The organism is Streptomyces triticagri (assembly GCF_003429565.1).
Taxonomy (GTDB): Bacteria; Actinomycetota; Actinomycetes; order Streptomycetales; family Streptomycetaceae; genus Streptomyces; species Streptomyces triticagri.
Genome location: NZ_QUAK01000191.1, coordinates 1 through 10628 on the forward strand (window position 1 = coordinate 1; position 10628 = coordinate 10628).

Annotated in this window: 8 protein-coding genes and 1 pseudogene; 3 read left to right on the top strand and 6 right to left on the bottom strand. The window is 73.1% G+C overall.

Annotation, left to right across the window (positions count from 1 at the left end; translation table 11 throughout):
* The 6 genes from DY218_RS26365 to DY218_RS26390 all read right to left on the bottom strand — a co-directional run.
* Positions 1–724: energy-coupling factor ABC transporter permease (locus DY218_RS26365; RefSeq protein WP_128558629.1), on the bottom strand; the 724-nt coding region annotated here is incomplete at its 3' end.
* 119 nt (positions 725–843) lie between these two features.
* Positions 844–1848 carry an acyltransferase domain-containing protein gene (locus DY218_RS26370; RefSeq protein WP_128558630.1) on the bottom strand — a complete coding sequence of 335 codons (1005 nt, stop codon included), beginning with the start codon at positions 1846–1848 and terminating at the stop codon, positions 844–846.
* The gene (locus tag DY218_RS26375; RefSeq protein WP_128558631.1) at positions 1845–3650 is read right to left on the bottom strand and encodes a family 20 glycosylhydrolase; all 1806 of its coding nucleotides are present in this window, start codon (positions 3648–3650) and stop codon (positions 1845–1847) included. The genes DY218_RS26370 and DY218_RS26375 overlap by 4 nt, the downstream gene beginning before the upstream one ends.
* Positions 3651–3804: 154 nt before the next feature.
* Positions 3805–4803, bottom strand: a complete 999-nt coding sequence (locus tag DY218_RS26380; RefSeq protein ID WP_128558632.1) for a polysaccharide lyase — start codon at positions 4801–4803, stop codon at positions 3805–3807.
* Between the two features lie 82 nt (positions 4804–4885).
* Positions 4886–5956 carry a dihydrodipicolinate synthase family protein gene (locus tag DY218_RS26385; RefSeq protein WP_128558633.1) on the bottom strand — a complete coding sequence of 357 codons (1071 nt, stop codon included), beginning with the start codon at positions 5954–5956 and terminating at the stop codon, positions 4886–4888.
* On the bottom strand, positions 5956–7011 hold the full coding sequence (locus tag DY218_RS26390; RefSeq protein WP_128558634.1) for an NAD-dependent epimerase/dehydratase family protein: 1056 nt from the start codon (positions 7009–7011) through the stop codon (positions 5956–5958). Before DY218_RS26390 ends, DY218_RS26385 begins: the two co-directional genes overlap by 1 nt.
* 124 nt (positions 7012–7135) lie before the next feature.
* On the opposite strand from DY218_RS26390, the gene DY218_RS26395 reads away from it, so the two are divergent.
* From DY218_RS26395 to DY218_RS26405, 3 genes and pseudogenes are all read left to right on the top strand, one after another.
* Positions 7136–8311, top strand: coding sequence for a GntR family transcriptional regulator (locus DY218_RS26395; RefSeq protein ID WP_128558635.1), 1176 nt, complete (start codon positions 7136–7138; stop codon positions 8309–8311).
* A gap of 921 nt (positions 8312–9232) precedes the next feature.
* A complete protein-coding gene (locus DY218_RS26400; RefSeq protein WP_128558636.1) occupies positions 9233–10264 on the top strand; it encodes a Gfo/Idh/MocA family protein in 1032 nt (343 codons plus the stop codon).
* Positions 10261–10628, top strand: a pseudogene (locus tag DY218_RS26405) (TIM barrel protein); the annotation flags it as partial. The gene DY218_RS26400 and the pseudogene DY218_RS26405, both read left to right, overlap by 4 nt.

A 10628-nucleotide genomic window follows, 5' to 3' on the forward strand; every position in this document is an offset into this window, starting at 1 on the left:
CCGCCGCGGGCTCGGGCGCGGCGGCGGGCTCCGGGGCGTCGACCAGCTCGCCCCCGATGCGGAGCTTCAACGGGGCGGCGAGGCCGCGGGCGCCGTGCACCAGGTCGGGGCGGACGGCGATCACGGCGCCGACGGTCAGCGCGGTGATCACGGCCTCGCCGACACCGATCAGGAGGTGCACGCCGACCATCGCGGTGAAGACCTTGCCGATCGGGACGTCGGTGGTGCCGCCGATCCAGTACATCAGCGTGAAGGCGCAGGCCGCGGCCGGTACGGAGACGAGCGCGGCGACGAAGGACGCGGCGGTCGTGGACCGGCGGGTGCGCGGCAGTACGCGCACCAGGCCGCGGAAGAGGGCGTATGCGACGACGCTGGTCACGACGCCCATCACGACGATGTTCACGCCGAGCGCGGTGAGCCCGCCGTCGGCGAACAGGATGCCCTGCATCAGCAGTACGACGGATATGCACAGGACCCCCGTGAAGGGCCCGACCAGGATCGCGGCCAGTGCCCCGCCGAGGAGATGGCCACTGGTGCCCGCGGCGACGGGGAAGTTCAGCATCTGCACGGCGAAGACGAAGGCGGCGACGAGCCCGGCCAGCGGCGCGGTGCGCTCGTCGAGCTCCCGTCGGGCCCCCTTCAGGCTGACGGCCACGGCACCGGCGGCGGCGACGCCTGCGGCGACGGACACGGGCGCGTCGATGAATCCGTCGGGCACATGCATGGGGACTCCGCCTCCGGCGCTGCTGCGTTCCTCTGTGATGTCGTGAACCGCTCAATGATAGGGGTCTCTTGCGAACCACTTGCAAGAGCAGTGAGGTCACAACTGTGCAGGCAGCAGGCTCAGGGGAGTCGGGTCCAGCCGGTGGGCCGGTACCAGTGGGCGCCGGTGTCGAGGTGGTGGAGTACGGCGCGCTGCAGGGTGGTGTGCCGCGGTAGGCGGCCGAGGTCGGTGGTGCCGGGTGGGGTGTGGAAAACGAACTGCAGGATGTCGTCGTCGGCGACGGGGCGCTCGGCGCCGGGCCCGTCGGCGTAGCGGGTGAAGCGGCGCTGGAAGCGGACGATGTTGGAGTACGGGGGCAGATACGCCGCGATCTGGTCGTCCAGGAGCCAGGAGCTGCAGGTGGCGAAGCGCGCAGTGGGCGCCGCGGCGAAGTGCCGGTCGTGGAAGGCGCGGGCCGAGCGAAGGGACGCGTCGCAGGCCCCCGGGGTCAGCGGGCCGTCCTCGGGGATGTGCACGTCGAGGACGGTCTCGCCCGGAGCCGGCCCGTCCCGCCGGGGCGCGCCGCCGGATGCCGCCGCGGGCCGCGTGGTGCGCTCGAACTGCAGTCGGCCCAGGCGGTGCAGTGTGCCGCGGAAGTGCCGCATCGCCCAGAGCTGCCGGTCGAAACCACCCGTGCCGTGCGCGAGACGGTATGTGGCCGCCTTGGCGCCGACATCGGCGAAGGTCGCGGCGACGACGGTCTCCGGTACGCCGAGCCGGCGCTGCCGCTCCAGCGCGGTCGGCAGCGCGAGGAGATACAGGTGCACATAGAAGTAGCGTCCCGCGGCGCCGAGTCGGGCGGGTGCGTCGGGCCACACGGTGTCGCGCGGCGCCGGGCCCGATTCCGCGAACAGGGTGCGGTGGCAGTGCCGCAGCGCCTCCCACAGCGCGGGGGAGCGGACCGGGTCGGGCAGCGTCGCCAGGACCGGCGCCCGGTCCTCGGCCGGTACGGCGAGCAGCCGCAGACGGCGCGCGGCCTCGTCCGGCGATACGGGGACGGGGTCGGGCCCCGCCGGTGCGGCGCCCCGTCCCCCGAGGGTGCTCAGCCAGGTGTCGACCTCGGGGGACGCGGGGGAGGAGGTCACCGCTGGGCCGCCTGCAGGAGCTGGTGCCGCAGCGGGGCGATGCGGGCCAGGCTGTCGTCCAGGCCACCGGGGCGCGACCGCAGCAGCCAGCAGGCGCGCTGCTCGGCGAGCAGCGGGTCGAGGCGCCGGAGCAGCCGGCGGGCGGCTCGCGGGTCGATGGCGTCGGCGTCGGAGCCGCCCGCCTCCGTACGGGCCCGCAGCACGTCCACGGCGAACTCCGCGAGGCCGATCGCGTGCACCAGTTCGCGTACCACCACGTCGCCGTCGCCGGCCGCCGGATCGCAGTCGGCGAGGTCCCGGCGGCAGGCCGCGAGGGTGGCCGCCGCGGTGTCGAGGGCGGCAGGCGTCGGGAGCTCCGGCAGCGGCAGCGAGAAGTCCGGGAACAGCGCGCGGGCGATGGGTGAGCCGTTGAGCAGCGGCACGCCGAACAGACGGTACACACCGCCCAGTTGCCCGAGGACGCGTCCCGCGAGGCCTGCCGCGTCGAGCAGGACGTGCTCGTCGAGTACGGGGGCGGGGTCGAGGTCGCGGTTGGTCTCCAGGCACCAGCTGACGGCGCCGCCGACCACGGCCGGGCCGAAGGCCACCGACGGCGGGTCCCACATGCCGTTGTCGCCCCAGGAGGTGAGCAGATACCCGCAGGCGCCGCTCGCCAGACCGGCCTCGGCGGCGTCGAGCATGTTCTCCACGGCGTTGTCGAGGCGGCCGATGACGCTGTTCCAGTTGCCGGCGCCGGGCGCCACCCAGTGCGGGACCCCGGCGTCGCCGAGGCGCTTGCAGTGCGTGGCGAAGCCGTCCTGCAGCAGGTCGAGATCGGCGCCGCGCTGCCGCCAGGCGGCGACCTCCGCGCTGTCCGCGGCAACCGCGTCCGCGGCGTGCCGGGGCGCGTCGTACTGCCAGATCACCGGGATCGCACCGGGCGGTACGCGGTCCAGGAGCTCGGGGTGGTGCGCGAAGACGTCGGCCCAGAACTGCACGGTGTATCCGGCGTCGAGCCAGGGCCGCATCACCCGCGTCACATAGTCGAAGTACACGGTCCCCAGGCCCAGTTCGGCCACCCGCTCGCGGGAGCGGCCGGTGCCCAGCTCGAAGGGCTCGTCGGCGCCGATGTTCAGGCGCCGGGCGCGGACCTGGGCGGTGATCTCGGTGAGCAGGCCGTGCGCGAAGTCGGCGTTCCGGGCGGTGGGTTCGAGGGTGCTCGCTGGGCGGTGGGCGCCGCCGCGCTCGAATCCGTCCGGGTTCTCGGCGCGGTGGACGTACGCGTCGTGGGCGAGGAAACGCTCCATGTGCCCGAAGGTGTTCTGGTTCACCACCAGGTCGATGCCGGCCGCGGCGCAGCGCCCGTCCAGCCACCGCAGGTCTTCGGCGGTGAGCGGGGACGCGTCCTGCCAGACCTGCCGGTGGTCGCGGAAGGCGTAGGTGTGCTCGGTGTACAGCTCCAGCTGGTTGAAGCGGGCCAGGGCGAGGATCTCCACCCAGCGGGCCAGCGTGCGGCGGGTCGGTACACGGTCCCGGCTGACGTCGAGCAGGAAGGCGCGGCGCTCGAAGTCGGGGTGGTCGGCGATGTCGTAGCCGGTGGCGGCGAAGTCGGGGGAGGCGCGCAGCTGGTCGAGGGTCGCGAGTGCGTAGCGCAGGCCCGCCGGGTCCCGGTGCTCGATGCGCACCCCGTCCGGTCCGGTACGCAGCAGGTAACCCTGGTCGGGCAGCGCGGAGTTGACGCTCGTCGTCACCGGGGCGCCGGCGGGGGCGCCGCCGGGGGACGTGGTCAGGGACCGGGGTGCGGGGAAAGGTGTGGTGGGCAAGGAAGAGCACTCCAGTACGCGGGAGGAGCGGGTGGTGCCGGGAGGCGGGTGTGTCCTCCCGGCACCACCGGCTCGGATCGGTGGACCGGATGGTCGATGGACCGGATGACCGGCGGACCAACTGATCGGCGGATCGGTCAGGGCGTGGCGGGCCCTAGGAACAGCTGTTGCTCAGTTCGCAGATGTCGTCCCGTGAGGTGGACACCTTGATGTCGTCGTACCAGATGTAGCCGTCGTTGGCAGGGGCGAACTCGTCGGTGCCGCCGCCCGCGAAGCTGGAGAAGTAGGCCTTGTCGACCTGGTCGTCATTGGTGACGAAGCGCAGTCCGGTCTTCTTCGCGGCGGACTCGCCGTTGTAGAAGACCTCGATCTCGCCGTCGGGGTTGGCCTGCCCGTCGGTGACCGTGTTGACCTTGAGGCGCTGGACGACATTGACCCACTCGCCCTTCGGCCAGTCGATGTCGGCGCCGTCCTTCTGCAGCACGATGTCGTCCCCGAACTCGCCCTCGTGCTCCAGGCTGTAGTAGTAGAGGGCCGCCTTTCCGCTGCTCTTGGACCAGATCGGGCGGGAGGTGAAGCCGTTGGTGCCGTTGCAGGGCTGACCGCCGGAGCAGGCCTTGCCGCCCGCGAGCCCGACGCCGACCTTGCCCGCGAACTGGGTGGTCCCCCAGCTGAAGTCCTCGCTGAACCTCACCCAGAACGACAGGTAGTACTCCTGGGCCTTGGGGATGGCGAACGGAGCGAGCGCACCGGAGTTCTCCGGATCGATCCGACCCTCCGGGTAGAAGACGCGCAGCGACTTGTCGCCGCTGTGCGCGGGAGTCTCGGTGTCGATACGGGTACGGGTGTCCCAGCCCTGCGGCGAGCCGACGTCCTTGGACAGATCCCAACCGTCCTGTGCCCATTGGGAGATGGTGTACGGGGCGCCGGCCTCCGGCCGCTCGAAGTCGTTCTGCTGCAGGGCGGCGGCGCGCTTGTCGTTCTCGGCCGCGGCGGCCGGCTCGTCGGTGCGTTCCGCGGTGGCCTGCGGGGCCAGGGTGAGGGTGGCGAGTACGCCCGTCGCGGTGGCGCCCAGGAGCACGGCCTTCGTCTTGGTCTTCCTGGACCTCCTGGTCCGGGCGGCCCGGGTCGTGCGCGTCGTGTCGGTTCTCATGGTGTCTCGTGCCTCGTTCCTTCAGTGGGGGTTGGTGCGAGGGATGGATGGTGCGCGTGGGGCAAGGGCGGTCAGGGGTGGGTCACCGCAGCCAGTGGGGCAGACCGCCGGTGACGAACGGGTCCTCCTCCCGGAGCCAGTCGTGGGTGGTGTGCACGCGGGCGATCTCCTCGGCCTGTCCCGGCGAGAGACCCTCCGCGGGGTCCAGGCACCAGGTGCCTTCCAACAGGCCCTGGCGGCGCAGCACTTCATGCACTCCGGCGATGCAGCCGGCGAAGCCGCCGCGCACGTCGTACACCGCCGCGTTGGCGTCCGTGTCCCCGGCGAGCCGGGCCTCGGCGCGCCGCCGGGCGGCCGGGTCGCCGGCGCGGGCCGCGTGCACGTCCGCAAGCAGCCGGACCGCCGAGCGGGTCCACACCGCCCAGTGCCCGAGCAGCCCGCCGGCGAAGTGGCGCACGGTCGGTCCCGCGGGCCCCCGCACGTGGTACGGGGTGAGCAGGTCGGCGACGATCGCGTCGTCGTTGCCGGTGTACAGGGCGACCTCGGCGCCGCGGTCGGAGTCGGCGACACCCTGGACCAGCTCCAGGGTGCGGTACCGGTCGAAGGGCGCGGCCTTCACCGCGACGGTCGACTCCTGATCGGCGAGCCGCCGCCAGTACGAGCGCGGCAAGTACCGTCCGCCGACGGCCTCTTGGAGATAGAAGCCGACCACGGGCAGCACCTCGCCGACGGCGGCACTGCGGTCCAGGAGCGCGTCGAGATCCGCGTCGGGCAGTCCTGCGGGCGACACGAGCACGGCGTCGTAGCCGAGTTCACGGGCGGTACGGGCCTCCCGTACGGCCTGCCGCACGGGGCCGCAGACTCCGGCGATCCGCACGACGGTGCGGTCCGTCCCGATCGCGGCCTTGTCGACCTCCTCCGCCGCGAGTTCGAGCACCGTGCGCAGCAGTCCGTGCTCCCGTACCGCGAACTGGGTGGTGTGCACGCCGACGGCGACACCGCCCGCGCCGGCCGCCAAGTAGTAGCGGGTCAGAGCGCGTTGGCGGCGCTCGTCGAGGGTGCGGTCGGGGCGAAGGGCGAGCGGGTGCGCGGGGACGACGGTACCGCGGTGCAGGAGCTCGGCCGCTTCGGCGGAGAGCGCGGCGGCCGCCATCAGAACCGACCGTCCCTGCGATCGAACTTCGTCGGCCTGTCCCAGAGTTCGTTCCCGGCGAGCAGCCAGGCCGCCTGCAGCTCGATGAGCTCACCGAGGCTCCGGTCCGGATAGCCGAACAGCGCATGGCAGGCGGTGGCGTCGCTCAGCAGGCTGGTGGCGGGTGACTCACCCGTGAACTCGGCTTTTACGTCCAGGAGTTCGGCCAGCCGCAGCGCCAGCGTCCGGACGCCTGCCGTCTCCGGGCCGGTGAGGTTCAGGACGAACGGCGAGCCGCCGCGGGCACGGCCGATGCTGCGCAGGACGACCTCGTTGGCGTAGCGCTGCCAGACGACATTGACCGCACCCGTGTCCAGGGCCACGGGCCGGCCGGCGAGCAGGGTGCGGGCCAGGTCGGCGAGGACGCCGTAGCGGGGCTCGACCGCGTAGTTGAGGCGGATCAGGGCGACCGGGGTGTCCCGGGTGCGGGCGGCGTGGGTGAGGACGCGCTCGCGGCCCAGGCAGGTCACCGCGTAGTCGCCATCGGGCCGGGGCTCGTCGCCCTCGCGGGAGCCGCCCGTGACAGGGGCGGTCATCCCGTACACATTGCCCGTGGACAGGGCGACGATCGGGGTGCGGGGCCAGCGGCGGGCGATGTGGTCGGGCAGCACGGTGTTGGTCAGCCAGGCCTGCTCGGGCGCGGTGGCCGTGCCGAACTTGGCGCCCACCAGGTGCATCACTGCGCCGGCCTCCGGCAGGTCGGTGAGGACGGCCGGGTCCGAGAGGTCCGCGGCGACGATCTCGACGCCCTGCGCGGCGAGTTGCACGCCCGCCGCGGCGTCCGTCCACCGGGAGACGGCGAGGACCCGGGCGTCCTTGCGTCCTGCCGCGTCCAGTGCGCGGCGGGCCATGGCCGCGATCCCGGAGCCGGTCTTCCCGCCGGCTCCCAGCACCAGTACGTCGCCGCCCGGCCAGTCGCGGGCGTCGGCCACCAACTCCGGGCCCGGCCGGGCGAGTTCCCGCTGCAGTCCGGCCTCCTCCCGCAGTTCGCGGTGCCCGGTCAGCAATTCGGTCATCACTTCTCCCGCGCCGTGAATTCATTCCATTTCTTGGAATGAATTCCTGAGTTTCTTGCAACTTCGGCCAGAAAAGCATTGCGAGTGGGTTGACGCAAGAGCATGTTTGCAGCAATCTCCCAGCATGAAATCGGCACAGGAGAAGGATTCATTCCTTCAGGGTCCGAAATACCTGCACGTCGCGAAGCGGCTGCGGGCGAACATCGAGAACGGCCTCTGGGCCCCCGGCACCCAGCTCCCCGTCGAACGCGAACTCGCCGACACGCTCGCGGTCAGCATCAACACCCTGCGGCGCGCGGTCGGTGAACTCGTCACGGAGGGCATCGTCCAGCGCCGCCAGGGCGCAGGCACCTTCGTCGCCCCTCCGGAACCGGGGCCGCCCACCGGGTCGGCGGGTGCGTCGACGGCGCGCCGGCTCGTCGGCGTACTCGTGCCGTCGACGACGTACTACTACCCGCGCGTCGTCGAGGGGATCCAGCGCGTCCTGCGGGACGCCGGCGTGGGCGTCGTCCTCGCCTCGTCCAAGTACGAACTCGGCGTCGAGCAGGACGAGTTGGACGCCATGGTGGCCAGCGGGGTGCAGGGCCTGCTGCTGGTGCCCAACCTGCATCTGATGTCCGACCCGCAGGCGTACGTGGACGGACTGCGCGAACTGCCGCTGCCGTACGTCCTGGTGGAACGCCGGCCACCGGCGCCGGAGCCGGACGACCCGACGGCCTGGGTGGGCACCGACCATGCGGGCGGCGTCTGCCTCGCGGTCCGCCACCTCCGCGGGCTCGGACACCAGCGGATCGGCCACCTCGGCCGGCGCCGCACCGGCACGGCCGAACAGGTCGCGCAGGGCTTCGACGAGGCGGCGGCGCTGCTCGGTGTCGACGTCGTCGACGGGGCGGTGGCCAGACGGGAGGTGTGGGGCGGCGAGGAGATCGCCGAATACGTCCGGCACTGTGCGACGGCGGGTGTCACCGCCGTGTTCTGCCACGGCGACCGGGACGCGGCGGCGCTCGTGGTCGAGGCCCGGCGCCAGGGCCTGGCGGTCCCGCGGGACCTGGCCGTGGTCGCGTACGACGACGAGGTCGCGGAGGTCGGCGATGTACCGCTCACGGCAGTCTCCCCACCGAAGTCCGAGGTGGGCGCGCTGTCCGCCCAACTCCTCCTGGAACTCCTGGACTCGGCCGGCTCCGCACCGAGCCACCGCGTCCACATCCAGCCCCGCCTGGTGGTCCGCACCTCCTGCGGGGGACGTCCGAGGACGTCTGTGGCAGGGGTGCCCACGGGGCGGACTGCGTCCGCGGGGTGAGGGGTACTGCGGACTGCGTCCGGGGCTGTTTCGGGGTCGGGCTGCGTCTGCGCGCTGGTTCTGGTTCGGGCTGCGTCCGGGGGCTCGTTCTGGTTCGGGCTGCGTCCGCGTGCTGGTTCCGGTTCAGGCCGCGTCCGCGGCGTACGGCGCTCCTTTCCGCGGGAGGGCGGTGTCTCTCCTGCGCATCCCGGCCGTGGCCGGTGCCCGACGACCGGATCGCTCCGACCGGTCGGCAGGAACGGGGCCGGCGGCCTGTACCTCTCCGCACCGTCGCTCGGCCGCGGGCCGCCCCGCATTCACGCCGGGGCCCACGGCCCGTCCGCCCCGGCCGGCACCCGCCGAACCGCACGACCTCGGCGGCGCGTTCCGAGGCGCATCGCCTCGGTGGCTCCGCTGAGCTGTATGACCTCGGCGCCCGCCGAGCTGCTTGCCCCGGCGGTGCTTGCCGAAACGCTTCACCCCGGTGGTGCCCGCCGATCTGCACCATGTCGGCGTCCCGCCGAATTTCCTCACCTCGGCGGTCCCGCTGATCTGCTTCACCTAGGTGGCCCGCCGAACCGCACCACCTCGGCATCCCGCCGAACCGTATCCCCCGGCGGTTGCCGAACTGCTTCACCCCGGAGGTGCTTGCCGAACTGCTTCACCTCGGTGGCGCCCCGCCGAACCACATCCCCCCGGCGGCGCTAGCCGAACCGCACCACCTCGGCGCCCCGCCGCACCGATTCGCCCGGTGCCCAGCCGATCCGCACCACCTCGGTGGCACCCGCCGCACCGATCCCCCCCCGGCACCCAGCCGAACAAAAGCCCACAGGCCCCGGCCACCCCGGCCGCCGAACCCCTCGGCGCCCCCGGCGCCGCCGGTCGGCCACAAACCCCTCGGCGGCCCCCCGCCGACCCGTACCTCTGCGACAGGAGACATGCATGAGCAGCGTTCCGGCCGGCCGCCGGTTCCGTATCGGACTGATCGGCGCGGGGAGCGTCGGTGCCGCGCACGTGAGTGCGGCGGCGGGTGCGGAAGGGTATGAGGTTGCCGCGATCTGTGACCCCCGGGGCCCCGCGGCCCGAGCGCTCGCCCCGGCGGGGCTTCCCGTATTCGCCGATCACCGCGAGATGTTCGCCAAGACCCGGCTCGACGCGGTGATCGTGGCCGCCCCGCACGCACTGCACACGCCGATGGTCACGGACGCCGCCGAGGCCGGTCTGCACGTCCTGGTCGAGAAGCCCATGGCCACCACCGTCGAGGACTGCACACGGATGATCGACGCCTGCGAGCAGGCCGGCACCCTGCTCGCCGTCGCGCACGTCGTGCACTTCGACCCCGTCGCCGAGGAGGCCCGACGGATCGTCGCCTCCGGCGAGTTCGGGCGGCCGGTCCTGGTCACCCACCGGCGTTCCGCGCACTACGACCCCGGCTCGCGGCCGTCCTGGTTCTTCGACCACGAACTGGCCGGCGGCGGCATCGTGCTCAACGTCGGCACCCACGGCCTCGACCGCATCCAGTGGTTCACCGGAACCGCGATACGCCATGTGACCGGCGTGGTGCACGGCCGTACCGGACTCGACGTGGAGACCGACGCCCTCGCCCTCCTCCAACTGGCCGACGGCACCAGCGCATCCGTCTCTCTGATCAGCCGCGGCGCCCCGTACTTCGACGAGACCGAGGTGGTGCTGGACCGCGCCACCTTGCGGGTGTCCGGTACGGAAGGCCTCTTCCTGCTCCGCGACGGCGGATCCGAGCGACTGCGGGGCGCCGACCCCGAGCGTCAACAGCACGCTCTGCGCACCCAGTTGGACGGATTCGTCGCCGCCGCGCGCGGCGGTCCGGGCGCTGGGCGGTACGTGGACGCCCGCTACGGGCGGTCCGTGGTCGCGGCGGCGCTCGCCGTGTACGAGTCGGCCGCGGCCGACGGCTCCCGCGTCGAACTGGTCACGGACGGAGTGATGACCGTATGACCCCACGCCCCGCGCAGCGGCTCCCGTACCGCCGCGCGTTCAGCACGCTCGGCTGCCCCGATGCGGACCTCGACGAGGTGATCCGCCTGGCGGGGGAGGTGCCGGCAGGCGCCTGCACCGGGGTCGAACTCCGGTGTGCGGCAGGCCAGTTGGCGTATCCGCGGATGCCGGCCACCGAGGCCGACGCGCTCGCCGCCCGGCTCGGCGCGGCAGGCCTGCACCTCGTCTGCCTCGCCTCGTACGTCCAGGTGGCGGCCGCCGACGGCGAGCGGGACACGCCCCAGGAGGACCTGGCCGCGCACCTGCGCCTGGCGGCCGGGCTCGGCGCCCCGGCCGTCCGGGTCTTCGGCGGCGGCGCCGACCG

Coding starts and splice junctions, on each gene's coding strand:
- DY218_RS26385 (WP_128558633.1), bottom strand. CDS start 5,956: ATGGCGGCCGCCGCGCTCTCCGCCGAAGCGGCCGAGCTCCTGCACCGC.
- DY218_RS26400 (WP_128558636.1), top strand. CDS start 9,233: ATGAGCAGCGTTCCGGCCGGCCGCCGGTTCCGTATCGGACTGATCGGC.
- DY218_RS26395 (WP_128558635.1), top strand. CDS start 7,136: ATGAAATCGGCACAGGAGAAGGATTCATTCCTTCAGGGTCCGAAATAC.
- DY218_RS26380 (WP_128558632.1), bottom strand. CDS start 4,803: ATGAGAACCGACACGACGCGCACGACCCGGGCCGCCCGGACCAGGAGG.
- DY218_RS26390 (WP_128558634.1), bottom strand. CDS start 7,011: ATGACCGAATTGCTGACCGGGCACCGCGAACTGCGGGAGGAGGCCGGA.